A 23,450-nucleotide genomic window follows, 5' to 3' on the forward strand; every position below is an offset into this window, starting at 1 on the left:
GTCAGGCTCCGGGTTGGCAGGCAATGGCTTCGATCTCCACCAGGGCGCCAGGCACCATGAGATCGGCGCGCACGGTAGAGCGGGCAGGCAGGATATGGCCGGCGAACCAGGCCCCGTAAGCCTGATCGAAGGCGGCGAAGTCTTCCACCCGTGCCAGCCAGACGGTCGCCTTGACGATGTCGCCCGGCCCCAGGCCGGCGCGCCCCAGTTCGTCGGCGATGCGCTGCAGGCAGCGTGCCGTCTGGGCGGCAACGTCATCGCCTTCGATGCGAAAGCCTTCGCCAAAGGCCATCTGGCCGGAAACGAACACCAGTTCGCCGGCGCGGCGATGGCTGGAGAATTGCGGCTGGCGCCGCGGCGCAAGGTCAGGCTGGGACATCTTGTGGCTCCGAACAAAATCCGGCGCCCAGCTTATCCCTGCCTTAGCGGCCTTGCTTATGCGCAGCCGCCATGAACCTATGCCAAAGCGGCAGAAACGGGCGACTTGCGGGTTTTCCCGCGCCCGTGCGCAGGAGGCTTGCCAGCGCGCCGGGCTGCCGGTAACGTGAGCGCCATCTTGCCCGTCCCGCTTTCTCGTTCCGTGCCGCCGTTTCCCGATCACCGTCTGCATGCCTATGTGCCGCATACCTATCAGGTGGTGGACATGCAGCCGGTGGGGTCGGCCTGTTTCATCGCCGCCCGGCCGGCCAGCGGCGGCATGCAGGGCTATCGCGATACCCTGTTGCTGCGTGAAGGGCTCTCAGCCAGCTGGGCCGAGATCGTGCGCCCGCAGGCAACCGAAGAACTCTACGACTGCAGCGGCGCGCTCAAGATACACCTGCGCATGAGCGGGTGTTCTGCGGTCACCGACGGCCGCGAGGCGCCGCATCCGATCGAGGCCCTGTCATGCAGCGCCTTGCTGCAACCGCGCGGGGCCCACAAGATCGAGCGGTTCGGGGCCGGGGCGCGCGAGAGGTCGGTCACGATTTCCTGCTCGCGCGAGTATCTGCTCGACGAGCTCGGGCTGGATAGCGCCGCCTATGTCGGGCCGCTGGGCCGTTACCTGGACAAACAGCCCGACACCTTCGCCTTGTTCCATGCCGGGCTGACGCCGGCCATGCAGCAGGCCGCGCAGTGTTTCTTCGAGCCGCAGGCTGATCTGCCGGCGCGCCGGCTGCTGCTGCAGGCTCGCGCAGAAGACATCGTGCGGCAGTTTTTTTCCTATATGCGGCATGACGCGGCCGACGTACGTCCGCGTGATCGCGGCCTGGCCGAACAGACGGCGGCTCGCCTGGCGGCGGCATTCCGCGAGCCGCCCAGCCTGCGCGAGCTTGCCGACGAGGCCGGGGTCAGCGTTTCCACCCTCTCGCGCCTTTTCAAGCGCGTGCACGGGGTGACCGTGCCCGAGTTCCTGCTGCGCGTCCGGATGCGCCATGCCCTGATCCTGATCCGCGCCGCGCGCCTGCCGGTCACGCAGATCGCCTACGAGGTCGGTTATGACCATCCGGGCAATTTCTCCACGGCTTTCCGGCGGCATTATGGCGTGGCGCCGCGCGAGGCGGCCGGATTGCCCGATCCGGCCTAGGTCGGGCCCGCGGCAGGCGGGCGCCGGCGCAGGCGATCCAGCGCGACGTAAACCACCGGCGTGCTGTAGAGGGTGATGAACTGGCTGATAAGCAAGCCCCCGACGATAGCCACGCCGAGCGGACGGCGCAGTTCCGAACCTTCGCCCAACCCCAGCATCAGCGGCAGCGCGCCCAGCAAACCGGCCAAATTGGTCATCAGGATGGGACGCAGCCGCAGTCTGGCCGCGCGTCGGATCGCGACTTCGGGAGCCAGGGCTTCGCGCCGCTCCAGCAGCAGGGCGAAGTCGATCATCATGATGGCATTCTTCATGACCAGCCCCACCAGCAGAAAGAGGCCAAGCAGAGCGATCAAGCTGAATTCCATGCCGGCCAGGCGCAAGGCCAGCAAAGCGCCGATGCCGGCCGAGGGCAGGGTGGACAGGATGGTGAGCGGGTGCACCGGGCTCTCATACAGCATGCCCAGCACCAGGTAGATCGCCACCAGCACCGCCAGGATCAACCCCGGCTGGTCCTGCAGGGCCTGTTGGAAACTGCGCGCGCTCCCTCCCAGCCGGGTCTGGATCTGCGAGGGCAGCATCAGTTCGGTCATGGCGCGGTCGATGGCGGCCAGACCCTGTTCGAGCGAGACGCCGGGCGCCAGCGAAAAGCCGATACCGGTCGCGGCGAACAGGCCATCATGGTAGATGCGGTCATCGACCATCCCGTAGCGATAGCTCGCGAAGGCGGCCAGCGGCACGCGCCGGCCTTCGGCGGTCAGGACCTGAACGCGCTCCAGCACGGCGGGATCCTCGGTATAGCGCGGATCCAGCTCCAGCACGACGCGGTACTGGTTCATCGCGTCGTACAGCGTGGCGACCTGGCGCTGGCTGAACGAATTGCTGAGCACGCCAGCGATGGTCTGCATGTCCACGCCCAGGCGTTGCGCGGCGACACGGTCGATCTCTACCTGCACCTGCAGCGTGGCCGCTTCGCCCACGGCGTCCACATCGCGCAGCTCCGGCAGGTCCTGCAAGGCGCGGGAAATGGCGCGCGACCATTGCTTGAGGGTCGTGACGTCGCTGGCCAGAATGGCCAGCTCCTGGTCGCCCGACGCATTGAAGCCGCCAGGCATGCGCAGGTCCTGGTCGACGTTGACGAAGAACATGCCGCCGGCGACAGCCGGCTCATTGGCGCGCAACCAGTCGACTACCTGAGAGGCGCTGTCGCGTCGTTGGGAGGCGGGCTTGAGGCGGATCAGGAACAGCGAATTGCTGATGCCCAGGCTGCCGCCGTTGTACCCGATCACGTCCTCCACGGCGGGGTGGCCCCGCACCAGTTCCCGGTAGGCTTCGATCTTGGGTTGCATCACCTGGAAGGAAAAGCCGTCGTCACCGCGCACGAACCCCAGCAGCTGGCCGGTGTCCTGGGTCGGCATGAAGCCCTTGGGGGCCTGCTGGTACAACCACACATTGAGCGCCACGATGGCCGCCAGCACCGCCAGCCCGCTGCGGCGATGGCGCAGCGTGAAGGCCAGCGAGCGGTCATAGCCATTCTGAAGACGCTGCAGCAGCCGGTCCAGGCGGCGCGGCGGGCCGGCCGCCGGGCGCAGCCAGGCAGCGCACAGCCCGGGGATGATGGCCACCGCCACGAACAGCGAAATCAACGTGGCCGCCACCAGGGTGATGGAAAACTCGCTGAACAGGCGCTCGACCAGCCCGCCCATGAAGAGGATGGAGACGAACACCACCGCCAGCGCCAGGGTCATGGCCACCAGTGTGAAACCGACTTCGGCCATGCCGCGACGAGCGGCGCGCAGGGGCGGCACGCCCAGCTCCATGTGACGGCGGATATTCTCCACCACCACGATGGCATCGTCGACCACCAGTCCCGCGGCCACGATCAAGGCCATCAGCGAGAGGTTGTTGAGCGAGAACCGGGCCAGGTACATGACCGCAAAGGTGGCCACCAGGCTCACAGGGATGGCCAGGCTGGGAATGGCCGCTGCGCGCAGGTCGCCCAGAAACAGCCATACCACCAGGATGACCAGCAGGCTTGCCAGGGCGAGCGTGAGGTGGGCCTCCTGCAGCGTGGCCTGGATGCCGGGAGAGCGGTCCAGCACCACGGCCAGTTCAACGTCGGCCGGCAACAGCGCCCGCAGCCCGGGCAGGGTCTGCTTGAGGGCGGTGATGGTCTGGATGATGTTGGCACCGGGCTGGCGGCTGATGGTCAGCACCACGGCGGGCTGGCCGTTGTGAAACCCGCTGCTATAGCGGTTCTCCACCGAGTCGCTGACCCGGGCGACCTGCGCCAGGCGGATCACACCGCCATCGCGTTCGCGGATCACCAGGGTTTCGAAGTCGCTTGCGGTACGCGGCTGTGCCGGGGCGCCGATTTCCCAGCGCGTGCCATCGGCATCCTCGATCTGCCCGGGCGGGCGCAGCGGAGCGGCCCGCAGCAGCGCGGCGCGCAGATCGTCCAGCGCCACGCCGTAGTGGGCCAGGGCATTCGGATTGACCTGTACCCGCACTGCCGGCAGGGAACTTCCGCCCAGGGTCACTTCGCCAACCCCTTCGACCTGGGCGAGCCGCTGCGCCAGCACGGTGGCTCCCAGATCGTAAAGCGTCCCGGCCGAGCGTGTGGGGGAGCTGAGGGCCAGCGCCATGATGGGGGCCTGCGAGGGATTGACCTTGCGATAGCCGGGATTGGCCGGCATGCCCGCAGGCAGATCCGCACGCGCGGCATTGATGGCCGCCTGCACTTCGCGCGCGGCCTCGTTGATATTGCGATCCAGGGCAAACTGCAGGTAGACGCGAGTGGCGCCCTGGTTGCTCGATGAGGTCATGGAGGTGACCCCGGCAATGCTGCCGAGTGCACGCTCCAGCGGCGCGGCCACGGTCGCCGCGATGCTCTCGGGGCTGGCGCCAGGCAGTTCGGCGCGCACTTCGATGGTAGGGAAGTCTACCTGCGGCAAGGGCGCCACCGGCAACAGACGCCACCCCAGCGCCCCGGCCAATAGCAGGGCCAAGGCCAGGAACAGGCAGGCGACCGGGCGCTTGAGCAGCACGCCCATCATGCCGACAGGCCCCGCTTGCGGCGTTCACCCAGCCGATGGAAGAACAGATAGACCGCCGGCGTGGTGTAGAGCGTCAGCACCTGACTGACCGCCAGTCCGCCCACCATGACCCAGCCCAGCGGCTGGCGCAGTTCGGCGCCCGAGCCGCTGGCCAGCATCAGGGGCAGGGCGCCCACCAGTGCCGCCAGCGTGGTCATCAGGATCGGGCGCAGGCGCAGCAGGGCGGCCTCGCGGATGGCGGCTGGGGCTGGCAATCCGCGCTCGCGCTGGGCCTGCAGGGCGAAATCCACCATCATGATGCCATTTTTCTTCACCAGGCCGATGAGTAGGATGATGCCGATCACCGCTATGAGGTCCAGCGGGCGATCCGACAGCCACAGCGCGGCCAGCGCGCCCACGGTTGCCGAAGGCAGGGTCGACAGGATGGTCAGCGGATGAATCGCGCTTTCATAGAGCATGCCCAGCACCAGATACATGGTGACCACGGCGGCCAGCATCAGCCACAGCGTATTGCCCAGCGAAGCCTGGAAGGCTGCCGCGGCACCCTGCAGGCGCAGCTCGACGCTGGGTGGCATGTCGATGTCGGCGCGGGCGCGCTCGATGGCGGCCACCGCTTCGCCCAGGGACGCGCCCGGTGCCAGATTGAACGACAGGTTCACGGCCGGGAACTGGCCCAGGTGGGTGACCACCAGCGGGGTGGCCCGCTCGCTCACGCGCGCCAGCGCGGACAGCGGCACGGGTGCGCCATTGGCGCTGCGCAGGTAGAGGCGTTCCAGGGCCTCGGGGCCCTGGGCCCGTTGCGGGTCGACCTCCAGCACGACGCGATACTGGTTCGATTGCGTGAACAGGGTAGCGACCTGACGCTGGCCGAAGGCGTTGTAGAGGGCCTGCGCCACATCGTCCATGCTCAGCCCCAGGCGGGCGGCCTGGTCGCGCGAGACGTCCAGATAGGCCTGGCGTCCGCCCAGCGGCAGTTCGGCTGACAGATCCGAGATTTCGGCGCGGGTCTGCAGGCGCGCCGTAAACGTCTGGGTCCAGCGTGCCAGCAAGTCGGCGTCGGGCGAGGTCAGCGTGAACTGATACTGGCCCCGGCCGACCCGGTCATCGATATTCAGCTCCTGCACCGGCTGCAGAAACAGAGCCATGTGCGGCACGTCGGCGGCGCGCTGCTGAAGCCGCTGCAGGATCTGCGGCAGCGGTGCGCTGCGTTCCGACCAGGGCTTCAGGTTGATCAGCAGCCGGCCGGTGTTCAGTGTGGTGTTCACGCCATCCACGCCAAAGAACGACGACAGGCTGGCGACGTCCGGGTCGGCCAGCAAGGCTTCGGCCATGGCCTGCTGACGCCCGGCCATGGCCGGGTAGGAAATGCTCTGCGTGGTCTGCGTGACAGCCTGCAGTACGCCGCTGTCCTGGGTCGGGAAGAAACCCTTGGGGATGAGCAGGTACAGGCCGGCGGTCAGCGCAATCGTTGCCAGCATCGCGGCCAGCGTGGCGCGCGGATGGCGCAGCGTGGCGTCCAGGCTGCGTGCGTAGCCTGCCTGCAGCCGCGTCATCCAGCCTTCGGCCTGCTCGCGATGGGGCGGCAGCAGATAGGCGCACATCATGGGCGTGAGCGTCAGCGACACGCCCAGCGAGATCAGGATGGCCACTGCCAGCGTGACGGCGAACTCCCGGAACAGCCGACCGACCACGTCTTCCATGAAGAGCAGCGGGATCAGCACCGCGATCAGCGACAACGTCAGCGACACCAGGGTAAAGCCGATCTGCCCGGCGCCCTTGAGCGCGGCGGCCATGCGGTTCATGCCCTGTTCGCGGTAGCGGGCAATGTTCTCCAGCATGACGATGGCGTCATCCACGACGAAGCCTGCGCCAATCGTCAGGGCCATCAAGGTCAGGTTGTTGGTCGAGAAGCCCGCCAGATACATCACGCCAAAGGTGCCGATCAGTGACAGCGGCACGGCCAGGCTGGGAATCAGGGTGGCCGGCAGGTTGCGCAGAAACAGCAAGGTCACCAGGACAACCAGGACCACCGCAAAGATCAGCTCCCATTGCACCCCCCGCACCGAGGCGCGGATGCTGTCGGTGCGATCGGTCAGCACCGACAGCGTCGCGGCAGCCGGCAGCGATGCGCTCAACTGCGGCAGCAGCGCCTTGACCTGTTCGGCCACCGCGATCACGTTGGCGCCCGGCTGGCGCTGGATGTTGATCAGCACGGCCGGCTGGCGATCCACCCAGGCGGCCAGATAGCGGTTCTCGGGGCCTTGCTCGATGCGGGCCACTTCGCCCAGGCGCAGCGGCGCGTCGCCGCGCCAGGCGATGATCAGGTCGCGGTAATCCTGGGCGCTTTGCAACTGGTCATTGGCGTCCATGATGACCTGGCGCACGGGGCCGTCGAAACTGCCCTTGGGCTGGTTGCTGTTGGCCTTGGCGATGGCGGCGCGCACATCATCGAGCTGCAGTCCGCGCGCGGCCAGCGCCTGCGGATCGATGGCCACGCGCACGGCGGGCCGCTGTCCGCCGGCCAGGCTCACCATGCCCACGCCGGACAGCTGCGACAGGCGCTGGGTGATCCGGGTGTCGACCAGGTCGTGGACCTCGGGCAAGGGCAGGGTGTCGGAGGTCACGGCCAGCGTCAGGATGGGGACATCGGCCGGATTGACCTTGCGATAGACGGGCGGCGCGGGCAGATCGCCGGGCAGCAAGGCGTCGCTGGCGCTGATCGCCGCCTGCACCTCCTGCTCGGCAACGCCCAACGGAACAGTCAGGGCAAACTGCAGGGTGATCACCGAGACGCCGCTGCCGCTGGATGAGCTCATCTGCCGCAGGCCCGGGATCTGGCCCAGGCGGCGCTCCAGCGGGGCCGTGACGGCACGCGCCATGACCGCTGGGCTGGCGCCGGGATAGGTCGTCGAAATCTGGATGATGGGGTAGTCGACCTGAGGCAGGGCGGCCACCGGCAGCAGCCGCCAGGCCAGCAGGCCGGCCAGCAACATCGCCACCATCAGGAAGCTGGTGGCGACAGGACGCAGAATGAAGGGCCGCGACAGGCTCATGGCGGTTTACTCCTGGACCGCCAGCCGTTGCACGGCCCGGCCTTCGTCCAGGCGATCCACGCCTTCGACCACCACCTCCTCGCCTACCGCCAGTCCCCCGATGACACTCACGCGTGCAGCGCTGATCGGGCCCAGCACGATATTGCGACGGCGGGCCTTGAGCGTTTCGTCGATGACGTAGGCGTAGGGGCCTTCGGCCCCGTACTGCACGGCCGCCGCCGGCATGGTGGGCGCCCGATCGGCCGCGGGCAGGGCCAGGCGCACGTTGACGAACTGATAGGGAAACAGCGCGCCGTCGCCATTGTCGAAGACCGCGCGCAGCGACACGCTGCCGCTTTCCAGACCGATGCGGTTGTCCAGCGCCTGCAGGGCGCCTTCGGCCAGCTGGCGGCGCTCATCGGCGTCCCAGATCTCGACGCGCAGCGGCGTACCCGCTGCCTGGGCAGCACGCAGCGCGGCCAGGCGCTCCTGGGGCAGGCTGAAAAGCACCGAAATCGGCGCCATCTGCAACAGGGTCGCAAGGCCGGCGGTGTCGGCAGCGCGCAATTGGTTGCCGGCGTCGATGCGTCGCAGGCCGATGCGCCCCTGTATGGGCGCCACGACCCGGGTAAGCGCCAGCTGGCGCCGGGCTTCGTCCACGCCGGCCGCGTCGCTCTGGCGAGCGCCCCGGTATTGCGCCACGGTGGCGCGTGCCGTGTCGAGCGCCTGACCGGCGACCGAGTCCTTGCGCGCCAGCGTCTCGAGGCGATGCAGGTCGGCCTCGGCATTATCCAGTTTGGCCTGGGTCTGGGCGAGTTGGCCTTCGGCGGTGCGCAAGGCGTGCTGATAGGGGCGGGGGTCGATCTCGGCCAGCAGTTGGCCAGCCTGTACGGTCTGTCCTTCGGAGAAGTGCAAGCGCTGCAGCTGGCCATCGAGCTGCGCGCGCAGCACCACCTCGGCCAGTGGCTTGACCGTGCCCAGGGCGTGCAGCCGGATGGGCAGAGGGGTCGCTTGAACGCGAGCGACTTCCACCGGGATGCCCTGGCGCGCGGGCGGCGATGCGACAACGGCCGCCGTGCGGCCCCGCCAACCATGATAGGCCGCAACGATCACCAGAAGAACAAGCCAGGCTACGGCCCATGCTCGCCGGGAGCGCCACAGGCCGGCGAAAGAGGGCGGGGCCATCTGCGCTGACAGGACTCTGAAAATGAAACAGCGCGTATTCTATATAAATATAAATGAGAGTCATTATTAACCTTGCTTGCGGGAAGGTTGACTGGCCGGTGCGCTTCAGGAGGCCGCGCAGGGCTGCGTGGATTGCATTTCGGCACAACGCCGGCACAAACCCTGAAACAGCCCCGCTCTCGGGCGATGGCGTCGGCAGCAGGGGGCAGGGCGCTGACATATGCCTGCACAGGATATGCATATGGCATAGAAGTCGTTCGGGAAACTGACCCCTTTTATTACGATCGGAGTCCTTTTCCTTCCCTGATAGATTCGTTGGCTCTTATGAAAAAGCGCGGTTTTCTGCTGAAGCTCCTGGTTGCCGCCTCGGCGCTGGCCTTTTCCTCCTCCGGCGCCTGGGCCCAGGACAAAGTGGTCCGTCTCGGCGTGACGCCCGGCCCCCATGCGCAGATCGCCGAAGCCGCCAAGCAGGCGGCTGCCAAGCAAGGGCTGACCATCCAGGTGATCGAATTCAGCGACTTCATCCAGCCCAATTCGGCCCTGGTGGCGGGTGACCTGGAGGCCAACGCCTACCAGCACCATCCCTATCTGAACCAGCAGGTCGCTGATCGCGGCTACAAGCTGGTGGCAGCCGCCAATACCGTGATTCTGCCGATCGGCTTGTATTCCAAGCGGGTCAAGGCGCTGGACCAGCTGCCCGATGGCGCGATCATCGGCGTGCCCAACGACCCCACCAACGGCGGGCGCGCGCTGCTCTTGTTGCAGGCGCATGGCCTGATCAAGCTGCGTCCGGAAGCCGGCATCAAGGCCACCCCGCTGGATGTGGTGGAGAACCCCCGCAAGTTCAAGCTCAAGGAGCTGGACGCCGCCCAGCTGGTGCATGCCCTGGATGACCTGGACGCGGCCATCATCAACACCAGCTATGCCCTGGCTGCCAAACTCAACCCGACGCGCGATGCCATTGCGCGCGAGTCCGCCGAGTCGCCCTATACCAATCTGATCGCCGTGCGCGCGGTCGACAAGGATCAGCCCTGGGTTGCGCAACTGGTCCGGGCCTACCAGTCGGAAGACGTGCGCCAGTTCATCGAGCAGCAGTTCCAGGGCTCCATCATCCCTGCCTATTGAACCCTGGGCCGGTCCGGCCTGATTGCGGAGTCCCACCCATGAGTGGAAATATTGTTTTGCAGCGCGAGGCGCAGGTCGCCACGCTGCTGATCGACAACCCGGCCAAGCGCAATGCCATCAGCCAGCGCATGTGGGTGCAACTGGCCGAGCATCTGGACGCGCTGACCGCCGACCCGGCGTTGCGCTGCATCGTGTTGCGTGGCGCGGGCGAGCTGGCCTTTGGCAGCGGCGCGGACATCGACGAGTTCGAGACCATGCGTGCCAGCAAGACGCAGGGCATCGCCTATGCCGCCCAGGCGCATCGTGCCATGCAGGCCGTGCGCAACAGCCCCGTGCCGACTCTGGCGGCGATTCGCGGAGCCTGCGTGGGCGGCGGCCTGGAAATCGCCGCCTGCTGTGATCTGCGCATCGCCAGCGACGATGCCCGCTTGGGCATCCCCATCGCGCGTCTGGGCGGCGTGCTCGCCTATCCCGAACTGGAGGCCTTGCTGGCCGCGGCCGGTCCGCAGGTGGCGCTGGAGCTGCTGCTGGAAGGGCGCTTGCTCTCGGCGGCCGATGCCTATGTCAAAGGCCTGGTGACGCGCGTGGTGCCCGTGGCGGACTGGGAGGCGGAAATCACCGCCACCGTGGCACGCATCGCGGGGCTGGCGCCCTTGTCGGCGCGCTGGCACAAGCAGTTCATCCGCCGCCTGCAGGCCCAGGCCGCGCCCTTGACGCCGGCCGAGCAGGAGGAGGGCTACGCCTGCTTCGACACCCAGGATTTTGTCGAAGGCTACCGCGCCTTCCTCGATAAGCGCCAACCCGAATTTCACGGAAAGTAATGCCGATGCAAACCAACACTGTTCCCCGCAAGGGTCCGCTGGCCGGCCTGAAGGTCATCGAGCTGACCAACGTTATGGCCGGACCGGTGGCCGGCCTGATGCTGGCCGACATGGGCGCCGACGTCGTCAAGGTGGAGCGCTTGCCCGGCGGCGACGACACGCGCCGCGCCACGCCGCCCGAGATCAATGGCGAGTCCTGCGCCTTCATGATCGTCAATCGCAACAAGCGCGGCATTGCCGTCAATCTCAAGAAGGCCGAAGGCGTGGACGTGGTGCGCCGCCTGATCGCCCAGGCCGACGTGGTGCTGGAGAACTTCCGCCCGGGTACCATGGAGAAGCTGGGCCTGGACTATGCCTCGCTCAAGGCGGCCAACCCGGGCATCATCTATTGCAAGATCACCGGTTTTGGCCTGACCGGCCCCTACGCCAGGCGCGCCGGCTACGACCTGATCGCACAAGGCATGTCGGGCATCATGAGCTTGACCGGCGAGGGCCCGGGCCGCCCGCCCGTGAAGGTGGGAGTGCCCATTGGCGATATCTCGGCCGGCATCCTCGCCTCCAACGGCGTGCTGGCCGCCTATATCGAACGCCTGCGCACCGGGCAAGGCCAGTACCTGGACACCTCGCTATATGAAGCGTCCATGATCTTCACCTATTGGCAGGCCGCCATGGCCTTTGCGACCGGCGAGTCGGCCGGCCCCATGGGCTCGGCCCATCCGGTGGCGGCGCCTTACCAGGCCATTCCCACCCAGGATGGCTGGGTCAATATCGGTGCGGTCAGCCAGGCCACCTGGGAAAAACTGACCCAGGCCATCGGCCTGCCTGGCCTGGTCACCGACGCGCGCTTTTCGTCCAACGGCGCACGGATGCAGAACCGCGACGAGCTGATCGGCATCATTTCCACGGCCCTGAGCGGCCATGGCACGGATTACTGGGTCGAACGCTTTGAAGCCGCCGGCGTGCCAGCCGGACCGGTGCGCAAGATGCGCGAAATGCTCGACGACCCGCAGACCCGGGCACGCGACATGGTCATCACGGTCGATCACCCGGTCGCCGGCGAAGTCCAGGCCCTGGGCCTGCCGGTCAAGTTCTCGCACGGCAACGGCGTGACCCGCCGGGGCGCGCCACTCTATGGCGAACACACGCGCGAGGTGCTCAGTGAAATCGGCTATTCGCAGGATGAGATCGCCGCGCTTGCGGGGATCGAGGCCGTGGCCCTGCAAGGCTGAGCCTGCCACCGGGCAGCTCCCGCTGCCCGGCCGACACTACCAGTTGGGCGGGCGCTTTTCCACGAAGGCCTGCATGCCTTCGCGCGCCTCGTCCAGCGCCGTCACATTGCAGAACGCCTCGACGGCGGCGGCAACGTTACGGCGATAGTCGCCATCATTGGCATAGACAAAGGCGCGCCTGCCGCGTGCCAGCACTCCAGGGGGCTTGGCGGCGAGAACCTGTGCCAGCTCGCGTGCCTGAGCGAGCACCAGGCCGCTGGCGCACACGCGCGACACCAGGCCCAGGGCCTCGGCCTGCGGCGCATCGAAAATACGGCCGGTAAAGAGCAGATCAAAGGCACGATGCTTGCCGACAATGGCGGGCAGGTGCGCATAGTGGATGGCGGGAAGGACGCCGACATCCACCTCCGGGTAGCCGAAAGTGGCGTCCCGGTCGCACACCAGCATGTCGCAGGAGATCGCCAGCGTCATCCCGCCACCGCGCACGGCGCCGCTGACCGCGGCGATGGACGGCTTGTTCAACCGGAACTGGGTGTCATAAAGCTGGATGTACAGCCGGCTCAGCAGGGCGTGCACGCCGGCAGGAGGGCTGGCCAGCAGTTTCTTGATATCCAGCCCGGCGCAGAAGCGCCCCGGCAAATCGCTGGCGAGGATGATGGCCCGCACAGCGGGGTCCGCGCCGGCACGGTCCAGGGCCGCGATCAAGGCATCCAGCACGGGGATGTCCAGTGCATTGACCGGAGCATGGTTGAGGTGGATCTCGGCCACCCGGTCACGGATTTCATAGCGGATCGGGCTCATGCCGCCGGCTCCTCGATGATGCCCTGGGCAAGCAGGGCTGTGATTTCTTCGGTGCTGAAACCGCTTTCGGCCAGCACCGCGCGGCTGTGCTCGCCCAGCAAGGGCGCCGGCCGGCGGGCCTGGCGAGGCTGGCGCGAAAAGCGCACGGGCAGGCCGACGCTGCGGACTTCACCCAGCACCGGGTGCTGGCTCTCGACCAGGATCCCGCGTGCCGCCACCTGGGGATGAGCCAGGGCCTGATCCAGGGTGTGGATTGCCGAACAGGCCACGCCCGCGGGTTTGAGCAGATCCAGCCACTGCTGCACGGTACGGCGCGACATGCATTGCTGGACTTGCGCCACGGTGGCGTCGAAATTGCGCACCCGGTCCGCATTGGTGGCGTAGTCGGGATGATCGACCAGCGCATTCAATCCGGCCACCGCGCAGAAACGCCGCCATTGTGCGTCGTTGCCCACGCCCAGCATCAGCGGCCCGTCGCTGGCCTCGAACGCCTGATAGGGGCACATGGCAGGATGGCCGGTCCCCATGCGCTGCGGGACTTTCCCGCTACGCCAATAGTTCTGGGCCATATAGGACATCAGTCCCAGGGAGGTATCGAGCAAGGACACGTCCAGATACTGCCCCTGACCGGTACGTTCCCGCTCGAGCAGGGCTGCCAGGATGCCGCTCAAGGCGAATGAGCCGGTGCCCAGGTCCACCGGCGAAAAGCTGGCCCGGGCAAAGTTGCCGCCCGGTTCGCCCATGGTGCTGATCATGCCGCTGAAGGCCTGCAGCATCACGTCATAGCCCGGCTCGTCGCCCATCGGGCCTTCGCGTCCGTAGCCGGAAATCTCGCAATAGATCAGGCGCGGATTCAGGGTGCGCAAGGTGGCCTCGTCGACCTCAAGCCGAGCGGCAGTGCCGCCGCCGAAACCCTGCAGCACCACGTCGGCCTTGGCCGCCAGGCGATGAACCACCGCGCGGCCGGCCGCCTGCTTCAGGTCGACCGCCAGGCTGCGCTTGTTGTGGTTGACCGCCAGGAAGGTCGCGGACTGCCCGGACTGCTGGGGCAGCCAGGCGCGCGTATCGTCCCCCTGGCCAATCGGCTCGATCTTGATCACTTCGGCGCCGAGTTCGCCGAGATATTGCCCGCAGAGCGGGCCGGCCAGGACCTTGCTCAGGTCCAGGACGCGTATGCCTTTCAAGGGAGTCATCGTGCTACCTGTCACTAGATTCTGCATTACTCGGGTTTCAGGCCGATGGCCTGGGCCGCATCGACCCAGGACGCCGTTTCCTTCTGCATGAAGGCGTCCAGATCGGCTGGAGCCACGCTCAGCGCTTCGGCGCCGCGCTCCTGCATGGCAGTGCGGAAGCCTTCGCTGGCGACCACCTTGGCGATGGCTTCGCGCAGCTTGCCGACGGCTTCGGGCGGCGTGCCCGCCGGCGCCTGCAGCGAGAACCAGAATTTCAGATCGACGGCGGGATAGCCGGCTTCTTTGAGGGTGGGCACATCGGGCAGCAACGGCGAACGCTGCGCCGAGGTGATGGCCAGGGCTTTCAGCCGGCCGCTCTGGATCTGACCGAGGCTGGTGGTCATGCTGTCAAACAGGAAATCGACCTGACCGCCCAGAACATCGGTCATGGCGTTGGAACTGCCTTTGTACGGCACGCTCACGGCCTTGAACCCCGCCATCTTCTGCAACAGCGCGCCATAGACGTGCGGCGAACTGCCGGGGCCGAAGTTGGCGTAGCTCAGTGCCTGCGGCGCACGATTGCCCTGGGCGACCAATTCCTTCAGATCGGCGACCGGATTTTTCTGCGGATTGACGACCAGCACATTCGGCATCGCTCCGGTAATGCCCACCGTCACGAAATCCTGGCTGGGCGCCATCTTGGCGCTGGGATACATCATCGGATTGATGGCCTGCATGCCGACCGTGTTGTGCAGCAGGGTGTAGCCATCGTGCGGGGCATTGAGCACGCTCTGGTAACCCACGTTGCCGCTCGCGCCGGGTTTGTTCTGGATGATCACGGGCTGGCCCAGCTCCTTGCCCAGCGGCTCGGCGACCAGGCGGGCAATGAAATCCGTCGGACCGCCGGCGGAGAAGGGCACAAGCAGGGTGATGGGGCGGTCGGGCCAAGCAGCTGCCGAGGCCGGGCCGGATAGCAGCAGGGCGGTCGTGGCGGCCCAGAGAACGTGGCGACGGGACATGTGATCTCCTGAATATCGGTATGTTGTGCCGGGATTATGGAGACCTTGCCCTTATATTTGAAATACATATACTTGATGCAAGCCATAACATTAAAGTGATAGCGGAAAGGGCAACATGACCATCAGCGTGCGTGCCATGCAGTGCTTCGTGGCGGTGTGCTCCTGCGGCTCGATCAGCGCGGCGGCCGCACGCCTGCATCTGGCACAACCGGCGCTCAGCCTGGTGATGCGCAATCTGGAAGAGGAAATGGGCGTCACCCTGCTGCAGCGCTCCTCGCGCGGGGTCACGCCGACGGCCGCCGGGCTGCGGATGCTGGCGCATGCCCGCGAGATCCTCGGCCGCATCGAGGCCGCGCGCAACGATGTGCGCGATGATCAGAGCGTGCCGCGCGGCACCGTCGCCCTGGCGATGTCGATGTCGATCGCCCGTTTGCTGACGGTACCGCTGCTGCAATTTAGCCTGGCGCACTGGCCCGGCGTTTACATCAAGATCATCGAGGCCAGCACCGGTTATATCCCTGGTTTTGTCAGTTCCGGCCATGTCGACCTGGGTCTGACCTTCGGTGACGAGGGCGGGGTGGACCTGCAATTCGAGCCGGTGGTGGAGGAAGAACTCGTCCTGGTTTCACCGCCGGGCACGCCGATAGACCCGGTGGTGCGGGTCGATGGCAAACCCGGGGTCACGGTCGCCCAGTTGGCAGACCTGCCCATGGTGCTGCCGGGCGAACCTCATAGCCTGCGGCGCCTGCTGGAGCGCTACCAACACCATCAGAACCTGCGTTTCCAGGTGATTGCCGAGGCGAACGCCATTGCACAACTCGTTCATCTGGCTGCCGCCGGACTGGCCCACACCATCGTTTCACTCGCCTCCTGCCGCCAGGAGGCCGAGCGCGGCGAGGTGGTGGTGCGGCGTATCGGCCCGCAAGGCTTGCGCCGGCCGGTCTTCCTGTGTTCGTCGAGCACCGTGCCAAGCTCCATCGCCACGCGGGCGGTGGCAGAGAAGGTCAAGATGCTGTTGCAGACCCACTGAGGGCACCGGAGCCGCATGGCATAGCAGAACATAATCGTTATTTATCATATAGATGAGAACGAAACCTCCAGTCAATTATCTATTGATGGCATGTCTGATGCCGCGATGTGCTGCGCGGCGACACGGCATCATGGGCTTACGGCAAGGTGCAGGGGCAGCTTCGCAACGCATCTCATAAAAAACCTCAAATCAATGCGTTAACCCATTGAAAATAGTCCGGAAATAGATTTCATCGAGTTTTGCTAAGGCCCCAAGGCAGGGGTGGAGGCAGGATGACATGCTGGAGTCGCACACATCCTTTTCGAGACAATGCTTCACGTTCGTGAAGTAGCCCTCTGATTTATAAATAAAAACTTCTTTTCGCACGATTGGAAACCGGCGCTCGGTCGCGCTGGAGCGCATGGGTTCGCGCCGCTGCAGTAAAGCGGCGGATAAGCCGGCCGGGGAAGCACGGCCTGACAGGGCAGAAAATCACGGTCAGCCAGCGAGGGAAGCATTGGCCGCGCATCCGTCACGCCATTCCTTGGGCGGCGCCACATCAAGCAGCGACGCCTGAACGCGGGCCAGCGCGTGCGAGAACGCCCACCTTCGATGTCGTCGCGCCGGGCGCGGGTTGGCCGGAGGGCGGATCCGGCCTGGGCAAGACGCAGGACCTCGCGGCGCCATCGCGCAGGCCAGGCTGCAGTCGCGTGCGTGCGCAGCCGGGACACGGCTCCTGCAACCACCAGCAATGACCGGCAGAAGGCCGGAAACAGGGGATCCCGGAACCGGCAGGCCAGGGAATCCCTTGCTGCTCCGTATTCGTCACTTTACATAATATACATTATGCGTATTTTGGGTGGACTTGCAGGCATCGTAATTCTGGTGGCCAGCCAACCCATTCCACTGGCCCAATTCTTGGCTGGCAGTTTGTGGGTGCCAGCTGGCTACCCTTGCTGACACGCTCTGTTTTAGGCCAGCATGTGTCGAGCTGTGTTGGCGTTGCCCGGCGTGTCGTGTCACTTGGCTTATGCTGCGCGCACTTGGGCCGGGTTCATTCTTCATATGATCATTGCAGAGGTTCAGCGGGTTTTGGGAAAGTGCACTTTGGCGCCGGTACATCTTTGGAGTTCGTCATCGCTGATCTCCACCAGTTTTTCTCTTAAAAAGAACCCTTCGGATGTGATCTCGATGATCGCCAGATCCGTATAGATGCGGTGTACGACACCAAGTCCTGTCAGCGGCAGACTGCAGTTTTCAACCAGTTTTGGCGTTCCATCTTTCGCGTTGTGTTCCATAAGAATGAACACCTTCCGCGCGCCGACTGACAGGTCCATGGCCCCGCCCACGGCGGGCGGCTCCCCTTTCCGCCCCAATGACCAATTCGCAAGATCCCCGGCCTGCGACACTTGCATGGCTCCCATGATGCATAGATCGAGGTGTCCCCCGCGCATCATGGCGAACGAGTCGACATGGCCAAAAAAAGCGCCGCCGGTCAGCAACGTCACCGGACGCTTCCCCGCATTGATGAGCTCGGGGTTGGCTTCGCCAGATGCGGGTTCAGGCCCCATTCCAATCATGCCGTTCTCGCTATGCAACAAGATCTCGTCGGCCGGATCGAGATGGTTGGCCACCAGCTCCGGGAGGCCGATGCCAATGTTGACGTAGCTGCCAGGCAGGATATCCTTGGCGACTCGGGCGGCCATCTGATTACGCGTAAGTTTTTTCATTGCGTTTTCAACTCGAGAATTGTGGATTGCTCACGACCACGACTCGTTGCACGAATATGCCGGGGGTCACGATGACTTCGGGGTCCAGATCGCCCAGTTCTACCTTGTGCTTGACTTGAACAATGGATGTTTTTGCCGCCTGACACATGACGGGGCCGAAATTGCGTGCAGTTTTGTTGTAAGTCAGATTTCCCCAACGATCCCCTTTTTCGGCAAGCACCAAGGCGTAATCCGCGTGCAGCGGGCGCTCGAACACATACCATTGGCCGTCAATTTCGCGAACGTCCTTGCCTTTGGCCAGTTCGGTACCGTAGCCCGTGCGCGTATAAAAGCCGCCCAGCCCCGCGCCCGCAGCATGCAAGCGTTCCGCAATGGTGCCCTGAGGCACACACTCCAGCTCGATGCGACCCTCAGCGTAGAACTGATTGAATACATAGGAGTGACTGCCACGGGGAAACGAACAGATCATCTTTCGAACCCGCTCCGCCTTGATGAGAGCAGCCAGACCCAGCTCATGGTTCCCGGCATTATTGCTGACCATCGTCAGGTCGCGCGCACCCTGCGCGAGCAAGGCATGCAATAGTTCAGTCGGATGCCCTGCCCCTCCGAATCCGCTGACCAGAACAGTTGCGCCGTCCGGAATGTCGGCCACCGCTTCTTGCACGCTGTCTTGAAATTTATCGATCATCTGAGCTCCGCACTGGAAAATACCGGTGATGCGTGTTGTGATCACGCGCTAACGCTTGCGCCGCCGTCCACCAGAATTGCCTGACCTGTGATGTGGCGGGAGGCTTCGCTGGCCAGCAGTACCGCAATGCCCTTCAGATCCTCTTCGCCGCCCACGCGCTCGAGCGGTATGCGATCCAATAAAGATTGCCCCATACGTTGAATCTGTGCGTCGGCCATTCGGGAGGAGAAATATCCAGGGCAAATGGCATTCACGTTGATGTTGTAGCGGCCCCACTCACATGCCAGCGCGCGGGTGAAGTTGATGGCGGCCGCTTTCGATGTGTTGTAGGCAATCGTTGATACGCCCTTCGCGGTGCCGCGCAATCCCGCAGCAGAGGCGACATTGATGATCTTCCCGGCTCGGCGCGGAATCATCGATCTGCGACCGACCTCTCGCGACAGGTAAAACACGGCATTGATGTTCAGGTCCATGACCTTGTGCCATGCTTCATCCGGGTAATCCTCGGCGGGAGCCCCCCAAGTTGCGCCTGCGTTGTTCACCAGTACGTCGATCTCGCCGAAGTGCTCCAATACGCGGCCGACCAGGCCAGGTATGGAATCAAACTGCGCCAGATTGCAGGGCACAGCCAGGACGTCGATCCCTTGCGACCGCAAGTGCTGCGCAGCCACGTCCAATTCTGCCTCCTTGCGGGCGGTGATAGCCACCCTGCAGCCCATTTCACCCAGCGCTTCGGCCACCTGCAGTCCGAGCCCGCGAGATCCGCCTGTAACGAGAGCGACCTTTCCTTCCAACTGAAACAGCGCCTTCACACTCATGGATTCTTCTCCCTTGCTGCAGCAACTCAAACGACCTCAAACAAACCTGCGGCACCTTGACCGCCGCCAACGCACATCGTCACCACGACGTACCGCGCCCCGCGCCGCTTGCCTTCGATGAGCGCATGGCCGACCAGGCGAGCCCCCGACACCCCGTAAGGATGTCCCATGGCGATGGCGCCACCATTCACATTGAGCCGATCGTCGGGTATGCCCAGGACATCGCGGCAGTAGAGCACCTGGCAGGCAAATGCCTCGTTCAGTTCCCATAGATCGATATCGGACACCTTCAGCCCTGCACGCTTCAGCAGACGAGGCACCGCAACGACAGGGCCGATGCCCATCTCGTCGGGTTCGCAGCCACCAACGGCGAACCCCCTGAAGATTCCCAGAGGCTGTACTCCCCGGCGTTCCGCAAGCCTGGCATCCATGACCAGGCAGGCCGATGCACCGTCGGAGAACTGGCTCGCGTTCGCTGCGCTGATCACCCCGCCCGGCAACGCCGGCCGGATTGCCGCAATGCTTTCTAGGGTGGTGCCTGGGCGGATGCCCTCGTCCGCCGATACGATCACCTCCCGGCGCGACAACATGCCCGAATCCTTGTCCTGTACGGCCATGATGGTCTTCATCGGTTCGATTTCCGTGTCGAACAGGCCCGCGTCCCGTGCAGCGGCGGCGCGTTGTTGGCTGCGCACGCCATATTCGTCCTGGGCATCCTTGCTGATCTTGTATCGGCGGGCGACATTCTCGGCCGTCTGCAGCATGCTCATGTAGAGAGCAGGTTTGTGCTCCAGTAGCCAGGGGTCGCGGCGCATATGCGTGTTGGCTTCGTTTTGCGTGCAGGAAATGCTCTCGACACCGCCCGCTACGATCATCGGCGCCCCTTCGAGGATCACGCGCTGGGCAGCCAGTGCGATGCTTTGCAGGCCTGTGGAGCAAAATCGATTGATGCTCAAGCCAGCCGTCGTCACAGGAAGCCCGGCCCGCAAGGCGATAGCCCGGGCGATGTTGCCCCCGGTCGTGCCTTCCAGATAGGTTCCTCCCATGATGCAGTCTTCAACCTCTGCGGGGTCCACGCCTGCTCGCGCCACGGCGTGGCGAACGGCGTGCGCGCCTAACGTGGCCCCATAAGTCATATTGAATCCGCCGCGCCACGATTTGGCCAGAGCGGTGCGCGCCGTAGATACGATGACAGCCTCGTTCATGATGTTCTCAATGTGATCGCTGGGTTACGTCAATGCTTCGCCGGAATTGGCCAGGCTGCTCAGCAATGCTGCGGGCTGCCAGAAATCTGGTATTCGCGAGTGCGCGGCGAAGCGCCGCAAGGCGCGAACGACGTTGAAGATCCCGACCTGCTGCGCATAGTGCATGGGGCCGCCACGCTGCAGCGGAAATCCATAGCCATTCAGATAAACAATATCGAGGTCGGAGACCCGCTGTGAGACGCCCTCCTCCACGATCCGGGCACCTTCATTGACAAGCGCAAACACGCAACGGTCAACGATCTCGCGCGGCGTGAAACTGCTTGGCTCGATCGAATTCTCCCTGCGGTAAGCATCGAGAATGTCCGCGACGACGGGATCCTCATGAGGGATGCGGCCTCCCTCTTCGTATCGATACCAGCCCGCGCCAGTTTTCTGACCGAAGCGCCCGGCCTCGCATAGCCGATCCGCCACGGAGGAAAAATCCCGGTCTGGATGCTCGGCTTGCCTCCGCTTGCGGATGGCCCAGCCAATGTCCAGGCCGGCCAGGTCACCCATTCGATATGGTCCCATTGCGAAGCCGAAGTCCTCCAGAGCCCTGTCGATCTCGCGCGGCGATGCACCAAGCAACAGCAGTTCTTCGCCTGCAGTCCGATAGCCATTGAGCATGCGGTTACCAATGAAGCCATCGCACACGCCCGATACCACAGGCTGTTTGCCGATGGTTTTGGCAACCGCGAGGGCCGTCGCAAGAACTTCAGCGGATGTCCGGTCTGCGCGAACGATCTCGAGCAGCCGCATCACGTTTGCGGGACTGAAGAAGTGCAGCCCGAGCACATCTTCAGGACGTTTGACGAATCCGGCGATGACATTCACGTCAAGCGTGGACGTGTTGGTGGCCAGGATTGCGCCGGGCTTGAGGGCTTCGTCAAGTGCACGAAAGACCTTTTCTTTGATCGCCATGTCTTCAAAGACCGCCTCGACGACCAAGTCGGCATCCTTCAGGTCACCATACATGCGTGTCGTCCCGAGCAGGGACATGCGCTTTTCGAGTTCGGTTGCGCTGATTCGCCCCTTGCGCATCGTCGCGTCGTAATGCTTGCGTATTGTCGCCACGCCCCGGGCGAGCACGTCGCCATCCAGGTCGAGCAACGTCACGGGTATGCCGGCGTTCAGGAAGCTCATGCAGATTCCGGTGCCCATAGTGCCGGCGCCGACAACGCCGACTCGCTGGATCACCCGCCGCGGCGTTTCCTTCGTGATTCCCGGCACCTTTGCCGCAGCCCGTTCGGCCGCGAAGACATGCCTTAGCGCCGCCGATTCCGGCGTGCTCATCAGTTGAACGAAAAGCGCCCTTTCCTTGCGGATTCCCTCATCGAAAGGGAGCAGACAGCCGGCGACCGCCTCAACGCATTGCATGGGCGCCGGAAACCGGGGATTGGCGGCGGAGATGTTGCGGCGCACGACCTGTAGGAAAGCCTCCGCGTCCGGCTCCGTCATGCGGATGTCTCGCGTCCGGGGGGGAGCATCGCCAGCCTCAAGGCGCCGCCGGGCAAATGCGACGGCTGCATCCGCGACGCCGTCCTCGACTATCAGGTCAAACAGGCGGGTATCGGCCAGCGCTGCCGCCCTCTCCTTTTTGCCATGTACGATCATGTCCAGGCCCCGCTCCAGCCCGACTAGACGCGGCAAGCGCTGAGTGCCTCCGGCGCCGGGCAAGAGCCCCAGCTTCACCTCAGGCAATCCCACCACAGCGCGCCGTGTGGCGATGCGGTAATGGGCCGCCAGGGCCAGTTCCAGTCCGCCGCCCAGGCAAATGCCGTCGATGGCGGCGATAACGGGTTTTGGAAATTCATCGAGGGCTTCGATGATGTCGCGCAGCGTGGGTTGCCGGTTCGCCTTGGGCGTTCCGAACTCGGTGATATCCGCGCCGCCCGAGAACACCTCTTCAGAGCCGGTTATGACCACTGCCCGGATCTGAGCATCCTCCCCGGATCGCTCCAACGCGTTCAGGATCTGCCGGCGCTGAATATGCCCCATGCTATTGACTGGCGGATTCTGCATCACGATCAGGGCGATGCCGTCGAGTACTTGGTAGGCGAGCTGCGTCATAGAGCGGGGAACCTTTCATCGTTAGAGACTGGGGTGAAACGGTATGGCGACTACAAGCGTCTCGGCCTACCCTGGGAAACCCGTCTGCTCCTTGATCTCGGACGCCAGATCGAGCAGCCGTGGGCGGACCTCGTTGAGGAGATACTCGCGGGACATCCGGAATGCGGGCCCTCCAAAATTCAACGCCATCAGAGGCTGGTTTCCGCCCAGCCGCAGGCCAACGGCAATGCTGTGCACATCAGGATTCCAGTCGCCAAAACAGCAGGCGCACCCCAATGTGTCGTAGTCTTCCAATGCCTGCGCGATACCGCGCCCGATGGCGTCGGCGGTGCCGACATCCAGCTCCCGGGCACGCTCAATGACCTCCCGTTGCTCCGATGGGCCTGCCTCCGCGAGATAGGCCCGGCCAATTGCAGTAACGGCGATTGGAACGTGCGAACCGATATGAAGGTTCAGGGTTAAGGCAGCCGGGCTGCGGCAGGCTTCCAGATAAAGCATCGAAAACCTGTCGCGGGCACCCAGCGCAACCAAACCATCAAAGGCGCTTGCCAGTTTCTGCATACCGGGTTTTGCAATCTGCCGGACGTCGAGCTTGGCGAGCATGCCGGCCCCCAAGGCCAGAGTAGCCACCCCAAGGTGATACTTGCCGGTGTCCTCGTCGAGCCGCAAATACCCGAGCCGGGCCAATGTGGCTGTCAGGCGAGACACGGTGGATTTGGGCAGTCCGCAATGGCGCGCAATCTCTTGATTGCCCAGTGCGCTGTCCCCGCCTTTGAAGCTGGCGAGAACCTCCAATCCGCGGGCTAGCGCCGTCACGAAATGTCTGTCATCCGGCTCCGGGCCTTTTGTACGCTGGAGAGTTTCTGAAGAAGATTGCGCAATGGTCATAT

18 protein-coding genes are annotated in these 23,450 nt (G+C 64.8%); 5 read left to right on the plus strand and 13 right to left on the minus strand.

What is annotated here, in order from left to right; translation table 11 throughout:
• Window position 1: 1 nt before the first annotated feature.
• Window positions 2–379 (minus strand): RidA family protein, encoded by a 378-nt coding sequence (locus A7V84_RS01430; RefSeq protein ID WP_033534713.1) that lies wholly within the window; start codon window positions 377–379, stop codon window positions 2–4.
• Between the two features lie 165 nt (window positions 380–544).
• Between A7V84_RS01430 and A7V84_RS01435 the strand changes: the two genes are divergently transcribed.
• On the plus strand, window positions 545–1,564 hold the full coding sequence (locus A7V84_RS01435; RefSeq protein WP_025516169.1) for a helix-turn-helix transcriptional regulator: 1,020 nt from the start codon (window positions 545–547) through the stop codon (window positions 1,562–1,564).
• On the opposite strand, the gene A7V84_RS01440 is transcribed toward A7V84_RS01435, so the two are convergent.
• Genes A7V84_RS01440 through A7V84_RS01450 form a run of 3 tightly spaced genes read right to left on the minus strand, consistent with a single transcriptional unit; the run spans window position 1,561 to window position 8,681 of the window.
• On the minus strand, window positions 1,561–4,617 hold the full coding sequence (locus A7V84_RS01440) for an efflux RND transporter permease subunit (RefSeq protein WP_063492275.1): 3,057 nt from the start codon (window positions 4,615–4,617) through the stop codon (window positions 1,561–1,563). The genes A7V84_RS01435 and A7V84_RS01440 overlap by 4 nt on opposite strands.
• Window positions 4,614–7,670, minus strand: a complete 3,057-nt coding sequence (locus A7V84_RS01445) for a multidrug efflux RND transporter permease subunit (protein WP_033534711.1) — start codon at window positions 7,668–7,670, stop codon at window positions 4,614–4,616. Before A7V84_RS01445 ends, A7V84_RS01440 begins: the two co-directional genes overlap by 4 nt.
• 6 nt (window positions 7,671–7,676) lie before the next feature.
• Entirely contained in the window at window positions 7,677–8,681 is a 1,005-nt protein-coding gene (locus tag A7V84_RS01450; RefSeq protein ID WP_231940040.1) for an efflux RND transporter periplasmic adaptor subunit, read from the minus strand.
• Between the two features lie 477 nt (window positions 8,682–9,158).
• On the opposite strand from A7V84_RS01450, the gene A7V84_RS01455 reads away from it, so the two are divergent.
• Genes A7V84_RS01455 through A7V84_RS01465 form a run of 3 tightly spaced genes read left to right on the plus strand, consistent with a single transcriptional unit; the run spans window position 9,159 to window position 12,009 of the window.
• The gene (locus A7V84_RS01455) at window positions 9,159–9,959 is read left to right on the plus strand and encodes a MetQ/NlpA family ABC transporter substrate-binding protein (protein WP_025516176.1); all 801 of its coding nucleotides are present in this window, start codon (window positions 9,159–9,161) and stop codon (window positions 9,957–9,959) included.
• 38 nt (window positions 9,960–9,997) lie between these two features.
• The gene (locus A7V84_RS01460; protein WP_063492273.1) at window positions 9,998–10,780 is read left to right on the plus strand and encodes an enoyl-CoA hydratase-related protein; all 783 of its coding nucleotides are present in this window, start codon (window positions 9,998–10,000) and stop codon (window positions 10,778–10,780) included.
• A gap of 5 nt (window positions 10,781–10,785) precedes the next feature.
• Window positions 10,786–12,009, plus strand: a complete 1,224-nt coding sequence (locus A7V84_RS01465; RefSeq protein ID WP_063492622.1) for a CaiB/BaiF CoA transferase family protein — start codon at window positions 10,786–10,788, stop codon at window positions 12,007–12,009.
• Window positions 12,010–12,045: 36 nt separating this feature from the next.
• Here the strand turns inward: A7V84_RS01465 and A7V84_RS01470 are convergent, their stop codons facing one another.
• The 3 genes from A7V84_RS01470 to A7V84_RS01480 are packed head-to-tail and all read right to left on the minus strand — an operon-like array spanning window position 12,046 to window position 15,001.
• Window positions 12,046–12,810, minus strand: a complete 765-nt coding sequence (locus tag A7V84_RS01470; protein WP_063492272.1) for an enoyl-CoA hydratase/isomerase family protein — start codon at window positions 12,808–12,810, stop codon at window positions 12,046–12,048.
• Window positions 12,807–14,003: a CaiB/BaiF CoA transferase family protein gene (locus A7V84_RS01475; RefSeq protein WP_063492271.1), complete on the minus strand. Its 1,197-nt coding sequence runs from the start codon at window positions 14,001–14,003 to the stop codon at window positions 12,807–12,809. Before A7V84_RS01475 ends, A7V84_RS01470 begins: the two co-directional genes overlap by 4 nt.
• Before the next feature lie 26 nt (window positions 14,004–14,029).
• Window positions 14,030–15,001, minus strand: a complete 972-nt coding sequence (locus tag A7V84_RS01480; RefSeq protein ID WP_033534707.1) for a Bug family tripartite tricarboxylate transporter substrate binding protein — start codon at window positions 14,999–15,001, stop codon at window positions 14,030–14,032.
• Window positions 15,002–15,116: 115 nt separating this feature from the next.
• Between A7V84_RS01480 and A7V84_RS01485 the strand changes: the two genes are divergently transcribed.
• Window positions 15,117–16,031, plus strand: a complete 915-nt coding sequence (locus tag A7V84_RS01485; protein WP_063492270.1) for a LysR family transcriptional regulator — start codon at window positions 15,117–15,119, stop codon at window positions 16,029–16,031.
• A 1,061-nt stretch (window positions 16,032–17,092) separates the two neighbouring features.
• Here the strand turns inward: A7V84_RS01485 and A7V84_RS01490 are convergent.
• From A7V84_RS01490 to A7V84_RS01515, 6 genes are all read right to left on the minus strand, one after another.
• The gene (locus A7V84_RS01490; protein WP_063492269.1) at window positions 17,093–17,740 is read right to left on the minus strand and encodes a 3-oxoacid CoA-transferase subunit B; all 648 of its coding nucleotides are present in this window, start codon (window positions 17,738–17,740) and stop codon (window positions 17,093–17,095) included.
• Between the two features lie 7 nt (window positions 17,741–17,747).
• Window positions 17,748–18,428, minus strand: coding sequence for a 3-oxoacid CoA-transferase subunit A (locus A7V84_RS01495; protein WP_063492268.1), 681 nt, complete (start codon window positions 18,426–18,428; stop codon window positions 17,748–17,750).
• A gap of 41 nt (window positions 18,429–18,469) precedes the next feature.
• Window positions 18,470–19,246: an SDR family oxidoreductase gene (locus A7V84_RS01500; RefSeq protein WP_063492267.1), complete on the minus strand. Its 777-nt coding sequence runs from the start codon at window positions 19,244–19,246 to the stop codon at window positions 18,470–18,472.
• A 26-nt stretch (window positions 19,247–19,272) separates the two neighbouring features.
• Window positions 19,273–20,451 (minus strand): acetyl-CoA C-acyltransferase, encoded by a 1,179-nt coding sequence (locus tag A7V84_RS01505; protein ID WP_063492266.1) that lies wholly within the window; start codon window positions 20,449–20,451, stop codon window positions 19,273–19,275.
• A gap of 24 nt (window positions 20,452–20,475) precedes the next feature.
• Window positions 20,476–22,560, minus strand: a complete 2,085-nt coding sequence (locus tag A7V84_RS01510) for a 3-hydroxyacyl-CoA dehydrogenase NAD-binding domain-containing protein (RefSeq protein ID WP_063492265.1) — start codon at window positions 22,558–22,560, stop codon at window positions 20,476–20,478.
• Window positions 22,561–22,626: 66 nt separating this feature from the next.
• On the minus strand, window positions 22,627–23,448 hold the full coding sequence (locus tag A7V84_RS01515; protein ID WP_063492264.1) for an IclR family transcriptional regulator: 822 nt from the start codon (window positions 23,446–23,448) through the stop codon (window positions 22,627–22,629).
• Window positions 23,449–23,450: the final 2 nt, after the last annotated feature.

Origin of the sequence: Bordetella trematum (genome assembly GCF_900078335.1) — a bacterium.
Taxonomy (GTDB): Bacteria; Pseudomonadota; Gammaproteobacteria; order Burkholderiales; family Burkholderiaceae_B; genus Bordetella; species Bordetella trematum.

What these genes read in the sequence shown, in the direction of transcription:
- A7V84_RS01430 (WP_033534713.1), bottom strand. Translation starts at nt 379, where the DNA reads ATGTCCCAGCCTGACCTTGCGCCGCGGCGCCAGCCGCAATTCTCCAGC.
- A7V84_RS01440 (WP_063492275.1), bottom strand. Translation starts at nt 4,617, where the DNA reads ATGATGGGCGTGCTGCTCAAGCGCCCGGTCGCCTGCCTGTTCCTGGCC.
- A7V84_RS01445 (WP_033534711.1), bottom strand. Translation starts at nt 7,670, where the DNA reads ATGAGCCTGTCGCGGCCCTTCATTCTGCGTCCTGTCGCCACCAGCTTC.
- A7V84_RS01455 (WP_025516176.1), top strand. Translation starts at nt 9,159, where the DNA reads ATGAAAAAGCGCGGTTTTCTGCTGAAGCTCCTGGTTGCCGCCTCGGCG.
- A7V84_RS01460 (WP_063492273.1), top strand. Translation starts at nt 9,998, where the DNA reads ATGAGTGGAAATATTGTTTTGCAGCGCGAGGCGCAGGTCGCCACGCTG.
- A7V84_RS01465 (WP_063492622.1), top strand. Translation starts at nt 10,786, where the DNA reads ATGCAAACCAACACTGTTCCCCGCAAGGGTCCGCTGGCCGGCCTGAAG.
- A7V84_RS01470 (WP_063492272.1), bottom strand. Translation starts at nt 12,810, where the DNA reads ATGAGCCCGATCCGCTATGAAATCCGTGACCGGGTGGCCGAGATCCAC.
- A7V84_RS01475 (WP_063492271.1), bottom strand. Translation starts at nt 14,003, where the DNA reads ATGACTCCCTTGAAAGGCATACGCGTCCTGGACCTGAGCAAGGTCCTG.
- A7V84_RS01480 (WP_033534707.1), bottom strand. Translation starts at nt 15,001, where the DNA reads ATGTCCCGTCGCCACGTTCTCTGGGCCGCCACGACCGCCCTGCTGCTA.
- A7V84_RS01485 (WP_063492270.1), top strand. Translation starts at nt 15,117, where the DNA reads ATGACCATCAGCGTGCGTGCCATGCAGTGCTTCGTGGCGGTGTGCTCC.
- A7V84_RS01490 (WP_063492269.1), bottom strand. Translation starts at nt 17,740, where the DNA reads ATGAAAAAACTTACGCGTAATCAGATGGCCGCCCGAGTCGCCAAGGAT.
- A7V84_RS01495 (WP_063492268.1), bottom strand. Translation starts at nt 18,428, where the DNA reads ATGATCGATAAATTTCAAGACAGCGTGCAAGAAGCGGTGGCCGACATT.
- A7V84_RS01500 (WP_063492267.1), bottom strand. Translation starts at nt 19,246, where the DNA reads ATGAGTGTGAAGGCGCTGTTTCAGTTGGAAGGAAAGGTCGCTCTCGTT.
- A7V84_RS01505 (WP_063492266.1), bottom strand. Translation starts at nt 20,451, where the DNA reads ATGAACGAGGCTGTCATCGTATCTACGGCGCGCACCGCTCTGGCCAAA.
- A7V84_RS01510 (WP_063492265.1), bottom strand. Translation starts at nt 22,560, where the DNA reads ATGACGCAGCTCGCCTACCAAGTACTCGACGGCATCGCCCTGATCGTG.
- A7V84_RS01515 (WP_063492264.1), bottom strand. Translation starts at nt 23,448, where the DNA reads ATGACCATTGCGCAATCTTCTTCAGAAACTCTCCAGCGTACAAAAGGC.